The sequence below is a fragment of the Flavobacterium sp. Flavsp81 genome, from assembly GCF_059491325.1.
This window is the reverse complement of the sequence record NZ_CP168505.1, coordinates 4,878,332-4,895,198: the sequence shown is the minus strand read 5'-3', so window position 1 is coordinate 4,895,198 and position 16,867 is coordinate 4,878,332. Positions and strand designations below refer to the sequence as shown.

At 36.8% G+C, this 16,867-nt stretch carries 9 protein-coding genes; 1 reads left to right on the top strand and 8 read right to left on the bottom strand.

Annotation, left to right across the window (positions count from 1 at the left end; genetic code table 11):
• Positions 1-127 precede the first annotated feature (127 nt).
• The 8 genes from ACEN92_RS20220 to ACEN92_RS20185 all read right to left on the bottom strand — a co-directional run bounded on the left by ACEN92_RS20220 (position 128) and on the right by ACEN92_RS20185 (position 15,014).
• Positions 128-2,707: a glycoside hydrolase family 9 protein gene (locus tag ACEN92_RS20220; RefSeq protein ID WP_495640126.1), complete on the bottom strand. Its 2,580-nt coding sequence runs from the start codon at positions 2,705-2,707 to the stop codon at positions 128-130.
• A 27-nt stretch (positions 2,708-2,734) separates the two neighbouring features.
• On the bottom strand, positions 2,735-3,856 hold the full coding sequence (locus ACEN92_RS20215) for an alpha/beta hydrolase (RefSeq protein WP_495640125.1): 1,122 nt from the start codon (positions 3,854-3,856) through the stop codon (positions 2,735-2,737).
• 25 nt (positions 3,857-3,881) lie between these two features.
• A complete protein-coding gene (locus ACEN92_RS20210; protein ID WP_495640124.1) occupies positions 3,882-5,180 on the bottom strand; it encodes a family 8 glycosyl hydrolase in 1,299 nt (432 codons plus the stop codon).
• 8 nt (positions 5,181-5,188) lie between these two features.
• A complete protein-coding gene (locus ACEN92_RS20205) occupies positions 5,189-6,739 on the bottom strand; it encodes a glycoside hydrolase family 43 protein (RefSeq protein WP_495640123.1) in 1,551 nt (516 codons plus the stop codon).
• A gap of 30 nt (positions 6,740-6,769) precedes the next feature.
• The gene (locus ACEN92_RS20200; RefSeq protein WP_495640122.1) at positions 6,770-7,732 is read right to left on the bottom strand and encodes a glycoside hydrolase family 43 protein; all 963 of its coding nucleotides are present in this window, start codon (positions 7,730-7,732) and stop codon (positions 6,770-6,772) included.
• A gap of 66 nt (positions 7,733-7,798) precedes the next feature.
• Entirely contained in the window at positions 7,799-10,399 is a 2,601-nt protein-coding gene (locus ACEN92_RS20195; RefSeq protein ID WP_495640121.1) for a glycoside hydrolase family 31 protein, read from the bottom strand.
• A gap of 6 nt (positions 10,400-10,405) precedes the next feature.
• Positions 10,406-12,334 carry a glycoside hydrolase family 97 protein gene (locus ACEN92_RS20190; RefSeq protein ID WP_495640120.1) on the bottom strand — a complete coding sequence of 643 codons (1,929 nt, stop codon included), beginning with the start codon at positions 12,332-12,334 and terminating at the stop codon, positions 10,406-10,408.
• A gap of 592 nt (positions 12,335-12,926) precedes the next feature.
• Positions 12,927-15,014, bottom strand: a complete 2,088-nt coding sequence (locus ACEN92_RS20185) for a thioredoxin domain-containing protein (protein WP_495640119.1) — start codon at positions 15,012-15,014, stop codon at positions 12,927-12,929.
• 295 nt (positions 15,015-15,309) lie between these two features.
• Between ACEN92_RS20185 and ACEN92_RS20180 the strand changes: the two genes are divergently transcribed.
• Positions 15,310-16,779 (top strand): MFS transporter, encoded by a 1,470-nt coding sequence (locus ACEN92_RS20180; protein WP_495640118.1) that lies wholly within the window; start codon positions 15,310-15,312, stop codon positions 16,777-16,779.
• Positions 16,780-16,867: the final 88 nt, after the last annotated feature.

Genomic DNA, 16,867 nt, shown 5'->3' with positions numbered 1-16,867 from the left:
TAATGTTATATATGTAAATAGTATTAAATTAGTTAATTATGAATACTTAGTAAACCAAAGGTATTGTTAGGTAATAATTAAATTATGGAAAACAGTTTGTTCCATTTTTAGTTTTTCTTAAAGTTTATTATTTTTCCTTAGCCAGATCATTCACGGCATTTGCCAGAAAAACATACCACGCTCCACCATCTATAATACATTCATTTTCTCCCCAAAAAAATGGCCAGTCGTCTTTATTCTCCAAATAATCCGGTTTAAGAAAAATAAGCCCCGGAACTACGCCGCCGGCAATTGTGGTAAAGTCTGCGCGATTGCCTCCGTAAGCGACTTTTTTGGATCTGTTTCCGACCGCATTCACAAAAGATAAATTAGAATAAGGATGACAACCCAAAATATAATTCAAACCCTGATAAACACTTTCTTTGTCCATGATATCAGGATAAATTTTATGAATATAATAATTCGTGCTTGCCCAATTAATAACCTGCGAACTGCCTCCCCATCCTCTTTTTGCAATAGGAACGCCATAAGGATTTTCGGCATTTTCTTTGATCATTTTTTCTTTATACCTGATTACATAGCCACGCAATTTTTGCTTGTAAGTATCATCCATTGAAGGAACAGCCAATAAAGCGGAGTTGATATTAAAATCTAAATTATCATCCAGCAGCTTCCATATTTTATCTTCAAAACCTTTTTTATATTGCTCATCTTTTGTGCTTAAGTAGAGTTGTAATATTGCAATCATATCACTTCCTTTACCCCATCTCGACATTGGACTGTTATCCGGTTTTGCCTTTTTATCTATTTCAGTCGCTTCATTGGTCAACTTTATTGCAAGAGACAAACATTTGGCAGCAAGTTCATTATTATAGCCTTTTAAAGCCCGACTTGCTGAGGCTAATGCTCCTGCAGTTCTAAAATCCAGAAATGAAGTTCGGTTGGTAAAGGCCCATCTGTCATCTTTCGTACCGCTGGAAACTCCGTTTGATTCAAAAGGTTTAAGAGACGGATTATAAGGTAAATTATCTGTTTCGGTAGAAGCATCACCCAAATGATGGTACTGATGAAGATTAGGAACCACAATTCCTCTAACAGGATGCCCAATATTCTCTACTTGTGCTACCAGGTTCAAAACGCCATGCTCAATTTGCTGCAGCATATCGGGTTGGCCATCCGGACGGTGAATGTCTACGAACTGTGTTTTTTGATCAATATACGTTTCATCCCTGTTTACTTTGAATGCTTCCCAGGATTCTACAAAACTATTGATGACACTGACATGTGAAAAAGTCTGGATATCAAAATCACCGGCATCAAACCAGCCTCCAACAGACATTCCCGGAATGCGTTCTAAAGATTTGTACTTCGTATCTGTTGTTGGACCTTGTTTATAACCATCAAAATGTTCATGATTAACTGGTGCCTGAAGACAATCGTCTAAAAACGGTCTTCCGTGCCAGACTCTATACGCCTCATTCACTTCCATATGATCCATCTGAACCGGAAACCAAACGTCCATAGTTGGATGCCATATCTTTGAATAAATATCATCTTCGATCTGAAATGTATTTGTTTTTTGGTCGCCATATTGAATATAATAAAGTCCCTTTTCTTTAACTGCACTAAAATCAATCTGGGCATAATTATATCGGAGATAATTTCCCCAATCCTTGACATTTGCCTTTAGTGCTTCTGTAAATTTTCCGTCGGCACCAAGTTTAAAAATTGATGCCATACTCAACGCTTTATCGTTTTTATCCAGTTCGACAACCGCTACTTTTTTTTGATCCGGCATATACCCCACTTGTGAAAATCCGATCACGGGTTCTCTCTTCCAGTTTGGTGTCGCATTGGGTTCTACATACCAGCTCATTACTTTGCCTTTTTTGTTTGAAGGCAGCATACTTCGCGCTATAAACCAGCCGTTTTGTCCTAAATTTCTCCCATCAAAAAGCATTACATCCTGATCTTCCGACTGAATTTTTACAGTTCGCTCCGGATTTTCGGGCGCAAAGATGAAATTCTTACCCTTTTCTAAAGGAAGAGTTGCTATAAATTCATTTCTTCCACGATCATCAAATGTGGTATGTCCCGCAAACTGAGGGATTTTTTCAGCCAAAGGTCTAATTTCTGTATTACTTGCAGGATAACGCGGAAAGGTTCCTGCTTTTCCATCCACGACGTAATTGCTTTCAAAATACGAAGTAGGTATAAATTCCATATTAAATCCAGCCCTTCCTTCCAACTGTTTGGGAACCGGTTTGTCTAATACCACATCGATAATAAAACCTTTTCCTTTTGGTGTGACTATGATTTTGGAATCAAAATTAAATTCCTCATATCGCAGGGTTACTTCAATGGTGTTCTTTGCATTATTCACTTTTCGGCTGATCATTTTCGGAATTAAATCCCATTGTTCCGGTGTGTTCTGAAGCCTGATGGCGCCACCCGTTACCGTTCTCACACCATGGTGAATAAATTCTATTCCAGCTGTTTTTTCGTCGAAAAACATTCCGTTGTATTCGTTATTAAAAACCCAGACATTGAGTCCCGGAGTTTCAAAATATTCTTTATCGTTTAATACTAAACTCTGAGAAAAGGAACTGTTGGAAAGGCTGAAAAAACAAATAAATACTATTACCTGTTTCCATAAAGTCCTTCTGAAAGCGAACAGAACCGTGGAGCTGTTATTAAGTTTACGCATAATTAAAATTTTATTTTTAGTGAAAACTTATTCTTTAAACAAAAGCGGCGCTAATTCTTTGAAGCTGCGGCGCCAGGTTTGAAATTCATGTCCTGTTCCTTCTGAAATATAGGAAACTGCATTAAAGCCGGCAGTTTTAAGGCTTGATACAGCATCTTTAATACCATCCGGGCGCTCTTTACTTCCACAGCTTAAAAAGATCAATTTTACTTTTGATTTGTCTTTAACGTCTTCTGGTTTATAAGTTCCGCCGCTAAGAAGGGCGTAGTGAGAGAAAACTTCTGGTTTATTAAGTGTTATCGATTTTGTTTCCATCCCGCCCATCGATAAACCGGCCATAGCACGATTCGCATGATTGCCAAGGGTACGGAAATTTGAATCTACATAAGGAATTAATTCCTCTGTCAGAACAGTCTGAAATGGTTCTATTTTAAAACTGGCCAGACCACCATATTTAATTTCATTCGTCATTCCGTAGGTCATTACGATCAGGAATGGTTTTATTTTACCTTCTGCAATCAAATTATCCATGATCAAATTAACGCGACCCTGATTGCTCCAGGCGGTTTCATCTTCTCCCCAGCCGTGCTGCAGATACAAAACCGGATATTTCTTTGCTTTTTCTTTATCATAACCTGGCGGCGTATAAACATAGGCCCTGCGTGAGGTGTTCGTGCTTTTTGAAGGGAAAAGAATTTGCTGTACATTTCCGTGCGGCACATTTTTCAGGGCATAAAAATCCTGATCGTGGGCTGGAATTTCGATTCCGCTTTCCCAACGGGTTGAGCCGTAAAAATTAAGGGCACCCGGGTCGTTAAAAATTCCTCCGTCTACCGTTACGTGATAATAATGAAATCCTTCGTCCATGGCGCCTGCGGTAATGCCTCTCCACAAACCATCTTCTCCTTTGGTAAGGGTTGTACCTCCTTTTGCGCCACCTAACCCAAGGCTTACCACAACAGATTTGGCTTCGGGAGCCGTAATTTGAAATCGGGCATACCCTTGCGAATTGACTTGGGGATATTCCTGTCCGGGCTGATTAACAGTTGAAGGTTTAAAATCTTCTGCAATAGCCTGACTGTTTTGTGCAAAACCTGTAAAACCTGATAAAATAATGGCCCATAAGAGCACAATTGTATACTGTTTCATATTTTTATTTTTTAAGTTTAAAAATTTATTTACCTGTCGGATTTATGATTTGGTAGTTACCGCTGAGATGCATTAAACTAAAGAGATACATTAAACCATCATAATAGGGATCAAAATAACCGTCTTCGTAAGGTTCAAGCTTCGCCTTCCAAAGCGCATGAACAAAATCCAAACTTTCTTTATCAGGATTGACTAATGAAGCAGTAGCCGTGGTTCCTACCAATCCGATAGAATGTCTGAGTTTTTTAACCGGACCGGCCTGCAGTATAAATTCTGGTTTAGAACCATCGAGGTTAAACTGATCATCAAAAGTGTCTAATCCTTTTGATCTGAGAAAATTTTGGAATTTTCGCGCATACTCTTCCTGCCACTTTTTATCTTTTCCGTACCAGGTATAATCCATGGCAATGTTCATTGGAACACGCCAGGAATCGTAACGAAATCCTCCCGGCATCCAGGGTGTAGGATGTGGTTCTCCTGTGAATTCGGTATAATCAGAATTTAATCCCGTTACCGGATGCGTAGCTTTATGGAGAAAATTGCGGGAGACCTCAGCACATTCTCTATAAAATTGCTCGTGACCATCTTTGGCGTACAAGGCCCATATTTCGTAAAAGGCCGGAACATGATACGAAGGATCTGTCCAGTTGTAGCCGCCTCCTTCCGGAACGAAAGAGATTTGTTTGTGTTCGGTATTGATGATGTTATGAACATTTCCGGTGCCGTCTTTTTTCCACATGGCATCCAATATTCTTCTGGCTTCATTGTAATAATGTATTCCGGTATCATTTCCCCATTTGTTAGAAGCAAAAAGTAAACTGGTGATATAATATAATTCTCCGTCTGAAGCAGAACCAGCCGAATTTTGTTTTTTGGTTTCCGGATTGACACTCCATGCAAAATAGCCTTCTCTGGGTCCGTCCTGATGTTGCATGTATTTGACAGACCATCGCCAGATACGGTCAAAAACCTCTTTTTTGTTGAGCTGAACAGCGACCATCATGCCATATGACATTCCTTCGGTGCGAGCATCTTTATTTTTGACATCCGAAACATATCCTAAAGAATCGCCTTCTTCAAAATAGACTTTGTTTGGCCCTTCAAAAACATCATAATAGGCTTTGGCTAATTTTTGGTCTATTTCAGCCTGGCTATAACCTGCTTCCTTAAAAAGATTGCGGTATTGTGGTCTTTTTGTTTCTGATTTTGATGTTTTATTTTTGCTCTGACTAAAGGCTAAAACGGGTAAAATCAATCCTAAAACCAATATCAAATACCGAATTCTAATCAGAAAATCGCTTATAAAGTTTTTATCTTTTGTCATAATTCATCTTAGTATTTAATTCTAAACCAATCAAAATCAACATATCCACCCGTATTTTTTGTGGCATAATTGAATAAGCCAAAACGATAACCCATAAAATGCGGAAGCGTATACTTCATTTTTAAAGTTTCACCTATCGGATGCCACACTTTTCCATCTAAGCTATAGAAGAACTTAGCTTCATCTTTTTTATTCGTAAAATCACAATCAATTTTAAAATAGACCTGGTTTTGATCTAAAGCGATTCGTTGTACTTCGACAGTTTTATCCTTATCAGCAGTAATCATTACTATTACTTTTTTATCCCCTTCAACTTTTACACCAACCAATCCGTATTCTTTCTGTAAAGCTGATAATCCGGCAAAATCACCTTCTTTCATTTTAGAAACATCCAACGCCACTGAAGCTGAACTGGATGGACCAATAGTGCGTTGTGTCAGTGTATTTCTGGCTGAAAGAAAATCAGTATCAATTCTTCCTGTTTTAAGACGCAGGAATCCTGGTCTTTCTTTTAAAGACCAAAGTGTATTATCGGGATTATGGTTCCATTGCCAAACTAATGGCAATACTTCCTGGCCGTTCTTGCGATTGAATTCATCAGAAGCAACCAAATTCGAAATCAAACCTTTACTGGCTGGCAGGGCTAAGGTTTCCGGAACCTTGCCTTTTTCTCCTAATATGGGCCATCCGTCTTCCCATTTTACAGGAACCAGATAAGGAATTCTGCCAACAGCGCCATAATCGCGAAAGAGATAGGAAAACCAGCGTCCGTCAGGCGTATCAATCAATCCGCCCTGAGCAACACCTAAATCCTGTAAGGCTACTTTTCCTTCCCACGGGCCATTAATATTGTCTGCTCTATGAATGATTACGGTTCGCATTCCGCCTTGGGGCCAGCAAATATTAAACAGGTAATATTTTCCTTTTATTTTAAACAACTGCGAACCTTCGGAGCCTAACATAATGTTATTTCCGGCTGGTGAGCTGGCGTTTTCTATAATAACTTTTTCAGAAACACCTTGTTTTATTCCTGTTAAATCATCATTTAGTTCTACCAATTTGATTTGACCCGCTCCGTAGATTAAATACACTTTGCCATCATCATCAAAAAATAAGGAATGGTCGTGATAGGAAGGCTTAAAAGAGATTCTTTGCCAATTTCCTTTTTCTATATCTTTAGTTTTAAAAATATAAGTCTCTCCGGTTGTTTGGGCAAAAGTGGTTACGTAATACATCCCGTTATGGAAACGCAGGCTGCTTGCCCACGAACCTCTTCCGTAGGTGCTTTTCCCTTCCGTCAGATTTAACTCCGGCATGTCGGCCAGCGTATCATAGGCATAGTTGATCAGTTTCCAATTGACAAGATCAGTCGATTTCATAATGGGTACACCCGGGCTCATGTGCATCGTGGTGCTGCTCATGTAATAAGTTGCACCAACCCTGATGATTGCCATATCAGGCACATCGGCAAAAAGTATTGGATTTTGGGCTTGCGCCAAAGCAACAGCCTGAACCAGCAAAACAAAGAAGACGAAAATGAACCTAATTCTTTTTTTCATAGGATAAAAGATTAAATTAAGAAGATACCTTTACTTGATTTTACTTACACCTTCAGTAGTCTGAATTATTTTTTGGATGGTTCCATCCTCATTATAATACATATAGTCTACACAAACAGAACGCCTGTAACTTCCGCCCGTGGGCAAACTTCCGTTGTGATAAAAAAAGTATGATTTGCCTTTATAATCAATAATACCCGGATGTGTTGTAAAACTATTAGGTACATTTTCCTGAATAATTCCCTGATACGTCCACGGTCCGGTTGGATTTTTGGCGGTACAATATTCGATCATTTCGGGTTTTGTCCCTGCACTGGCATATACTAAATAATAAATTCCTTTTCGTTTATAAACCCACGGGCCTTCGATATAATTTTTAGGCTTAAAAGTGGTAATAGGACTATCCAGTTCAGTCATATTCTTTTTCAGTTTTACCCATTTACAGCTTCCGTTACCCCAAAACATATACGCTTGTCCGTCATCATCTACAAATACAGTAGGGTCAATATCATCCCAGGCATACTTCATATCGGTAGTCATTTCGTTAATAATTAACGCTTTACCAATCGCATCCTTAAAAGGTCCGGTCGGACTGTCAGAAACGGCAACGCCTATTGCAGCACCTCCTCCGCTCCGCTCATCTTTTTTGTGAAACGTAGAAACGAACCAGTAAAATTTTCCGTTTCGCTCGATACATTGTGCCGCATAAGCATCTCCGGTTGCCCAGGAAAAAGTACTGGGAGAAAGCGGCGCTCCGTGATCTTTCCAGATAGCCATATCGGTGGTTGAATACACACGCCAATCGGCCATTTTATAGTTGGTATCCTGCTCGGTTGCGACATCGTGTCCAGTGTATAAATATAAAGTGCCTTTATGTACGATAGGTGCCGGATCTGCAGTGAAAATATTTTTTATAATAGGATTTTGTCCTGTAACTTTAAGTATCGACAGAAAACATAGTAGTACAAATAAAATTTTGTTATGGTTTTTCATCGTAATCTTTTTTTAGTTTGTATAATTAATAGGTAATGCTTTTGAAATTATATTATTGAAATTCAATTAATTTGTCTTTTTTACTACTACTTTCTTTCCAGTATACTGTATTGTTTCAGAAATGGTATCATTTTGCTTTCCGGATATCCACACAATATTCATTGTATAAAGTGCCGTTTGATTCTTATAACTTCCTTTTTGTTTTCCCAAAGTCAGGGTTTGATTTTTCTCGTTCCAGACCATCGGAATCTCGATATGTTTTCCTTTTTCGTAATTGTAATTATCGCCTTCGTCATTATAAAACGTAAAGACTGCATTCTTCCCGGTATAAATCCGAAGTTCAAGTTCATCCTGTTTCGAATTTGTATGCTGAATTACATTTCCCACAGGTACAATTGAACCTTCTTTTACAAAAACGGGAATTTTATCTAATGGTGCCGGAGTCGAAATCGTTTGTCCTCCTTCAAATCGCTTTCCGGTCCAGAAATCAAACCAGGCATTTTGTTTTGGCAGATAGACATCCCACTGGGTAACATCAGGAGCCGTGACGGGCGCTATTAAGAATGCTTTTCCAAACATATATTCATAGGCTGTACTGACAGCAGTTGTGTCCTCATTGAAATCCATAACCAGCGGTCGCATCAACGTTGAATTATTCTTTGTGATCTGCCAGGCTTCTGAATAGATATAAGGGAGCAATCGATATCTCAGATTGAGCATTGAACGCATATTACTTTCCACTTTTTCTCCATATTTCCAGGGCTCCGTTTCTGTTTGATAACCATGCATACGAAATATCGGATTGAATACACCCCACTGAAACCACCGCGTTAGGATTTCATGATATTTTTCATCTATGTATTGTCCTGATCCCGGACGAAAAAAACCACCAATGTCGGTTGTCCAATAAGGCATTCCGGTTAGATTATAATTTAAACCCGCCACTATTTGACGTTTATAGGCATCCCAATCCCAGCCTATGTCGCCTGACCAGTTGATTGTTCCATAACGCTGCTGCCCTAAAAAGGCAGAACGGGTAAGAATGGCGACTCTCTTTTCCGGATTAGTATTTCTTTGACCTTCATAAACAGCTTTGCTGACAAATAATGGATATGCTAAGCGGTAAAAATCACCCAATCCAAAATAAGTCTGCTTACCTCTTAAGGCATCATTTTCAGGTTCGGTAGCATCCATCCACCAGGAATCTATTCCCAATGTAAATAAATTTTTATTTAGGACATTCCAGTGTGTCTTCTGGGTTTCCGGATTATAAATATCGATCCACGGGCTATTAGGAAGGAATAAATTTTTCGATACATATTCCTTACCGATTTCAGATTCCTTATTTAAATTTTCCCAGACAGAAATCGAAAAATGAGCGTTTAAATCGTGAATTTCCTTTATGAATTTTTCTGGTTCGGGATAATTGGTTTCATCAAACTTTGGCACGCCCCAGCCATATTTCCCCCAGTACTGCCAATCCTGTACAATTACATCTACAGGTAAATTGCGTTTTCTGAATTCTTTTACTGTTGCAACCAAATGCTCTCCTGAAGTATAGCGCTCACGGCATTGCCAAAACCCAAATGCCCATTTTGGGAGCATAGGCACATTACCCGTAAGATTGCGGTAACTGGCGATGATTTCGTCTGTATTATCTCCGGCAAAAACGACATAATCCAATGATTTTGCATTGGGAGATTTAAAAACCGTTTCGTTATCAGAAAGTTTTAGGCTAAGTGAAGGTCTGTTCGTCGATTTACAAATTACTTTTACGCTATGCTCCCCTGCCTTTAATTGAATTAATTTACTCACCGCTGGCGGCAGCCACAAATTGGATTGATTAATTACATCTTTGCCATCAATCACTACTAAGTGACGACTATCCATTTCTCCAAGATCAAGGAATATAGAATATTCTCCGTCTTTGGTTACCGAAAAATTTCCGGAGTAAATGGATTGCTGTTGTGAAACTCTCTGGGTACCCGAAGTTGTTGTCACTTCAACTTCCTTTTTCTCTCCTTCACTTTTACTATCCTTAAGTAAGGGAATCTCCTGATTTGTTGGATTAAAATAAGTCAGCCCATATTGATGCCATAACAAACCATACCCTTTATTCGACACTAAAAACGGAATAGCAATTTGTGTATTGACCTGAATTAATTTCCTTGTGGTATTCTTTAGATTATAAAAACCATCCTGAAACTGTCCTAATCCGAATAAATATTCATCCTGAGGAGATTCAAAACCCTGTTCAGCGATAAAACAGGATTCTCCCATAACAGTATCGGGTTTTAATAACCTTGTATTTGCTTTTTCACTAAGAAAGACTTTACCTGATTGATTACTATAAACAAGTATGCCTGTTTTTTTATTGTAGTTTACTATAACACTTTTGGTACGAAGTTCTAAAGTACTGGCCGTTTCCTTTACCGCAAAATCGGGTACATTCGGTTTATTTATCAAAACTAACTCCTGTTCTTCTTTTTTATTTGCAATTTGATAGTGTACGCGGATCGATTTTTCGGTAAGCGGAATTATGTGTAAAACTCCTTCTTCTAAGTCAATGGATAACTGATCCTTGCTTACGAAGTGTTTTATATAGTGCTGCGCTTTCACGGAAATGAATATAAAGCCTAAAAATAAAATGTAAATATTTTTTTTCATATCAGGCTATTTATCCATTGGAGTTAATGAAATTACAAAACCTCCTCTGCGAAGGACTTTAATATCGATAGTTGAATTTTTATTCACTTCCATCACCTGTGAAGCAAAAGCCTTGTCGTGATTGCCATCAGCGATTAAGACGGCACGGTAGCTAATTCCTTCCTTCAGAAAAGAGAAACTGAGTTTCTTCGTTGTCTCTTTCTTTTCAGAAGCACTAATTCCCCCAACGTACCAGGCATTTCCTTTTCGGCGCCCCATTACCACTTCCTGCCCCGGATAACCGTCAAGAAGTTTGGTGTCGTCCCAGGCTGTAGATACTTCTTTTAAAAAGGTTTTAACTTCTTCAGGCAATTCATAATAACCTTCCGGCCGGTCGGCAAAATGTTGTAAAGGAGATTCAAAAAGGACTGAAAGTGCCAGTTCATGCCCGTACGAAGTATGATGCGGAAATTGTGAATTCGTAAAAGTAACAGGTGTATAATCCATTGCTCCTATTACATTTCTTGTAAAAGGTAAAATTGTATTATGTTCGGGTGCTGTAGTCGAAAATTCAGAGCCGTTATTATACCATTCTGCTCCTCGGACTGCTTCGTAAGTCATTAAATTGGGATAAGTACGTGACCAGCCTCGAGGTACAATACAGCCATGAAAATAGACCATCATTTCAAACTGGGCAGCATCTTCTAATATATCCAAATAATATTGGATCATATCCTGTTTTTCACTTTCGAAAAAATCAACCTTAACGCCAACAACACCCAGTTTTTTAAGTTTTGTAAATTCTTCAACCCTGTTTTTATGCGTTAGCATCCTGTCCTTTGGTGTTGATGGCACCCACGTATGGTCTCCTCCTGAATTATACCATATCAATGGTTTTATCCCTTTTGAACGGATGTATCTTAAAGCATCTTCCAGATTGCCTCCATTCGCCATGCTATCCCATTCCCAGTCCAGAAGCGTATACGGCCAATTCATTTTTTCGGCTAAATCGGCAAACGCACATACGAGTTTATAATCTTTGGTTCCATGGTTGCTGGACCAGTAATTCCAAGATACTTTTCCAGGTTTTACCCAGTCAGTAGTTTTAAAACGGGTTGGTGTTGATACATCTTCGATTAAAGTGCTTTCTACAATATCAGACAGACCGCCAATAGTAATGACTCTCCACGGCGATTTCCACGGAAGTGAAATATTGGGTTTGGATTCACCTTTGCCTCTGCCGTCTTTTGGATCGGGGAAAGTAAGTTTATAAGAATTGCTGTCTTTTGTATTGCTTAATTTTGTTCCGCAGTAATTGCGATCCAGATCAGCTTCGTGCAGTAAATACCAGCAGGATTGATCTGCCGTATTAAATAACGCCGGATAACACCACTCTTGTTGCATTATCGTACCATTATCAGAAACAGTATACAAACCCTCATTTGCCGGATTCCATTTCTCCAGCCATCGTTTATGCTCTTTTGGTATTTGATACGCCGTAAACTCATCATTAATAGTATAAGAACCCTTCTTCTCGGGAAATTCATATCGAAAAGCAAGTCCGTCATTATACGCTCTTATGATAAGATTTAATTTTGCTTTAGTCAGGTTTTCAAAAGAAACAATGATTTCATTTCCTATATTTTCGCGTACTGATTTTTTACCGAAAGGAAGTTCGTAACGTTCTTTAATGATTTTCGGTTTTGATGCTTTTCTAAAAAGAAGTTCTTTTGAAAAATCCTGATCACTTCTGGAAAGACCTAAACTTACTTTTGGAATTATCTCCAATTTATTTTTATCTGACTGATAGTATATTTTGAAATACCATTCGCCCTGATTATCAATTTGCAGGGTCGCCTCTATTTTCTTATTAGGTGATTGTAATTGTATTTGCTGTGACCAGGAATGGAAGAAAGGGAGTAAAACAAAAGACACTAAAATATTTTTTAACTTCATGATTTAAATAATTCATTTTAATCTTCTCCTTTGTCAAAAAGACAAAATAGCAGTATTTCTTATTATTTACAGGTAACCCCAAAAAAACAATGTTTATGGAAAAGCCGAAAGCACTCAACTTCCGGCTTTATAAAAAAACTAACTAACATTTAGTTATAAATCCAAAATGAACAACATTTATAACCAACCACTAACTTTAGGTTCTTAACATCATTTTTAGATGTTAATTGAATATATTCGTAGAATCTCGCATTTTCAAATAATTGAATTTTGATTCTGTAATTTATAAGTGTATTTATTACAAATATAAAAAAAAGAATCCGTAACACAACCGATTGTTTAAATAATTATTTAGGAATTAGATAATTATTATAGAATAAAGAAACATTTTAATTTAAAAAACCACCAAATAATTAAATAATATCTAAATAGCAGTTTCTTTTGCGCCTTGATATTACAAATTTTAAGAAGTAAATTCAAATCTTTTAAAGAAGTCGTAAAAATGAGAAAACACAAAAAATTACATTAAACACTTTTTAGTCAGCGTCTTAAAATATGATTTAAATAGTCAGCCTTAGGATGAATCAAATATTTATCGACTATTCTTTATTTTATTAACCACAATAGCCACGTCTCTCTCCGGCATTTTACAGGCTTTGTTCACGCAAACATAAATATAAGTTTCGTCGTCTGTATAACGATTTTCTAAAAGAGGAAGTGTGCTTTCTTTTGTTGCTCCGGCAATCAAAATATTAGGCAAATAGTAACTTTGCAGTTGAATCGTTTTAGTAATTGCCTCTTTTCCGGAAATGGCTACTTCAAAATAATTATCAGTATAATTCATCATTAAATCCAGCCAATTGTAATACTCTGCTGGTGATTGTAATGCATCTTTTTTTACATTATTCAACATCTGCTGAGCAGTTTTTACATAAGTATCATTTGAATAATAATGTCCTAACAGAAATAAATTATGAGCCAGAATCGAATTGGAACCGGGAATTACATTGTCTGCAATTTCCATTTTTCTGGCAATTAAGTTTGTTGAAGCATTAGATGTAAAATAAAACATATTTGATTTCTTATCCCAAAAATGTGTCATTGTATAACCTGCTAATTGTCTGGCTTTGTTTAGCCATTTTTCGTCAAGTGTTATTTGATATACCGCAATAAACGCATCTATAACAGCGGCGTAATCTTCTGAAAAACCAGGAATGCTGCTTTTACCTTCTTTGTAACTGTGATTTAAACTTCCATCTTTTTTAAGCTGATTATTTAGAATGAAGTTAGCGTTCTTTAAAGCGATTGCTTTATAATGCGGATTTTTGAATGCACGATAAGCACTAACATAGCCTTTAATCATTAAAGCATTCCATGAAATTAAGGTTTTATTATCTAAATGAGGCCTCGACCTTTTGTTTCTCGCCGTTAGAAGTATTTGCTTCCAGTTTTTTACTTTGGATTTAAGTGCTTTCAAAGTCAATTTGTTTTTGAAAGCAAAGCCTTTATTCGATTGGTTTTTAAATAAAACATAGCTTTGATTTTCCCATAAACCATTTTCATTAATATTAAAATATTCTTGAAAGAGAGCGTAATCAGACTTTAATAAAGATTGTAGTTCTTCCTTTTTCCAGACATAATAAGCACCTTCTTCCAGTTGATTTGCCTTGTTTTTGCTGTCGGCATCTAAGGACGAATAAAAAGCACCATTAGGAGCCATAAGTTCTTTTTCTACAAAATTCAGGGTTTCAACCACCGTTTTTTTATACAATTCATCTTTGGCTATCAGATAAGCATCAGAATACAAACTCACCAATTGTGCATTATCGTATAACATTTTTTCAAAATGAGGAATATGCCATTTTGCATCTGTCGAATATCTCGAAAAACCGCCACCAATGGCATCGTAAATTCCACCATCAGCCATTTTTGTAAGTGTCGTCTGCACATACTCCTGAATCGATTTATCATTATTCTGAATACCGTAGCGAAGCAAAAAATGCAAAGAACCCGGCATTGGGAATTTAGTCTCGCCAATTAAGCCTCCTTCTTTATAATCCAAATCTTTTTGCCATGAGTTTACAGCAGTAAAAACCTCTGATTTTTTAAAATTCGCTTCATTATTATTGACATTAATTAACTGTAATTCCTGAATTCCTTTTACTAATTTATCAGCATATTCACTGGCTTTTTTAGGATTATTTTTATACAAATTAGAGAGTTCGGCTAAGGCTTTTATCCACTCTTCTTTAGTAAAATAGGTACCGCCAAAAATTGGGCGCCCATCAGGAAGTGCAATACAGTTTAAGGGCCATCCGCCTTTACCAGTCATTAATTGTACTGCATTCATGTAAATTTGATCAATATCCGGACGCTCTTCCCTATCTACTTTTATGCTGATAAAATTGTCATTCATTAATTTGGCAACAGCCTCGTTTTCAAAACTTTCTTCTTCCATGACATGGCACCAATGACAGGCAGAATAACCAACAGAAATAATAATAAGTTTATTTTCTGCTTTTGCCTTATCTAAAGTTTCCTTATTCCATGCTTTCCAGTCTACAGGATTATGTGCATGCTGCAAAAGATAGGGACTCGTTTCATTGATTAAATCATTGGTATACTTGTGATACTCCGGATTATCCTGTTTCCTGTTACAGCTCGCTAAAAAACAGCACATAATTATTAAAAAATAGAGAATACGCATATAATGAAATAAAAAAGTGAGAATAATTTATTTGATTTTAGTTTTTTAAATCAAGAAGCTAAAATAGCAATTTATATTTAATAGATTTACTGAAACAAAATTATGCGTCAAATATGATATTAAAGGCTTCAAAATTGACAACCTTATTGCAAACTTTCAGGCTATTTTTATGTTTCGCATTTTATTCAAATGGAATAAAAAAAGAGCTCTAAATAATTCTCAATTAACACGGATGGGGGAAAGCAGAAAAAAAACAACCAGTATATTAATGAGCAATATATCTCAGCTTTCAGTACAGGAAAAAATAGGTTACGGTTTGGGTGATTTTGCAGCTAATTTGATTTTTCAAACTTTGCTTACCTTTTTAGCTTTCTTTTACACAGACGTTTATAAAATTCCTGCCGGAACAGCGAGTATTATTATCTTTATTGGTGGTTTTGCAGGTGCTTTTTTTAATATCATTATGGGAGTGATTGCCGATCGTACGCGAACCCGATGGGGAAAATTCAGACCCTGGATATTGTGGACGGCGCTTCCTTTTGGAATTGCTGCTGTCCTTTCTTTTTTAACTCCGGATTTTGGAGAAAGCGGCAAAATAATCTACACATTGCTGACTTACTTTTTTTTGGTTTTAATTTATTCAGCAAACAATTTACCGTATGTGGCTTTAAGTGGGGTTTTAACTGGTGATATGAAAGAAAGAAATAGTCTTTCCTCCTATCGTTTTGTAGCTGTAATGATAGCTCAATTTATAATTCAATCTCTTTTATTGCCGTTAGTTTTAATTTTAGGACATGGTGATAAAGCAGTTGGTTTTAAAAACACAATGATATTATTTGCAATTGTTGGTGTTATTTGTTTGCTGATTACTTTTTTCACTACCAAAGAAAGAATTATACCCGGAAAGAATCAGGAATCGTCAGTGAAACAGGATTTTATCGATTTGTCTAAAAATGGACCATGGCTTGTTATGCTGCTGGTTACCATTCTGGTTTTTATAACCTTGTCTTTAAAAGGCGGTATGTATGTTTTTTATTTTAAATATTACTTGGATCCGGTGGCGCAAACTGTTTTTTTGAATGACATTGGTTTTACTTCATTTATTGGCAGACTGAATAATTCATTAACAGCAATGGGATTAGTAGATTTTCAGTGGCCAAAAGATGTTCCTACTTCAGCATTTAGTCTTTTTAATGCCGGCGGAATTATTTTTATGATTATTGGAATTATGTTTTCAAAATTATTGGCAGATTCCTTTGGCAAAAGAAATATTTACATCGCTTTCATCTTTTTATCTGCTATTAGTTTGTTGTTTTTTAATTTTTATAGCAGAACTGCTATTGAAATGGTATTTCTGACCCAATTAATACATGGTTTTATTTATGGAGTAACAATTCCTTTATTATGGGCTATGATTGCTGATGTGGCTGATTACAGCGAATGGAAAAACAATCGAAGAGCTACAGCTACTGTTTTTTCGGCAATGATTTTCGGACTAAAAACAGGAATAAGTATTGGCGGTGCATTAGGTGCGGCTTTTTTATCTAAATACGGGTATGTCGCCGAAGAAGCCAATCAGGTACCCGCAGCTGTTGAAGGAGTCAAATTATCTATTAGTATTTATCCCGGCTTTATATTCATTATTAGTGCCGTTTTATTGTTCTTTTATGTGATAGACAAAAACATGGAAATTGAGATTGAAAAAGACTTAAGGGAGAGAAGGGAAACTGAAACTTAAATGATGAAATACAATCAATTTATTTGATTAGTACACTGAAAATATCATTTCACTAATTCTAAAATTTAGTTTATTTATTAGTTAATAG

What these genes read in the sequence shown, in the direction of transcription:
- ACEN92_RS20185 (WP_495640119.1), bottom strand. Translation starts at nt 15,014, where the DNA reads ATGTGCTGTTTTTTAGCGAGCTGTAACAGGAAACAGGATAATCCGGAG.
- ACEN92_RS20195 (WP_495640121.1), bottom strand. Translation starts at nt 10,399, where the DNA reads ATGAAAAAAAATATTTACATTTTATTTTTAGGCTTTATATTCATTTCC.
- ACEN92_RS20215 (WP_495640125.1), bottom strand. Translation starts at nt 3,856, where the DNA reads ATGAAACAGTATACAATTGTGCTCTTATGGGCCATTATTTTATCAGGT.
- ACEN92_RS20200 (WP_495640122.1), bottom strand. Translation starts at nt 7,732, where the DNA reads ATGAAAAACCATAACAAAATTTTATTTGTACTACTATGTTTTCTGTCG.
- ACEN92_RS20190 (WP_495640120.1), bottom strand. Translation starts at nt 12,334, where the DNA reads ATGAAGTTAAAAAATATTTTAGTGTCTTTTGTTTTACTCCCTTTCTTC.
- ACEN92_RS20205 (WP_495640123.1), bottom strand. Translation starts at nt 6,739, where the DNA reads ATGAAAAAAAGAATTAGGTTCATTTTCGTCTTCTTTGTTTTGCTGGTT.
- ACEN92_RS20180 (WP_495640118.1), top strand. Translation starts at nt 15,310, where the DNA reads ATGAGCAATATATCTCAGCTTTCAGTACAGGAAAAAATAGGTTACGGT.
- ACEN92_RS20220 (WP_495640126.1), bottom strand. Translation starts at nt 2,707, where the DNA reads ATGCGTAAACTTAATAACAGCTCCACGGTTCTGTTCGCTTTCAGAAGG.
- ACEN92_RS20210 (WP_495640124.1), bottom strand. Translation starts at nt 5,180, where the DNA reads ATGACAAAAGATAAAAACTTTATAAGCGATTTTCTGATTAGAATTCGG.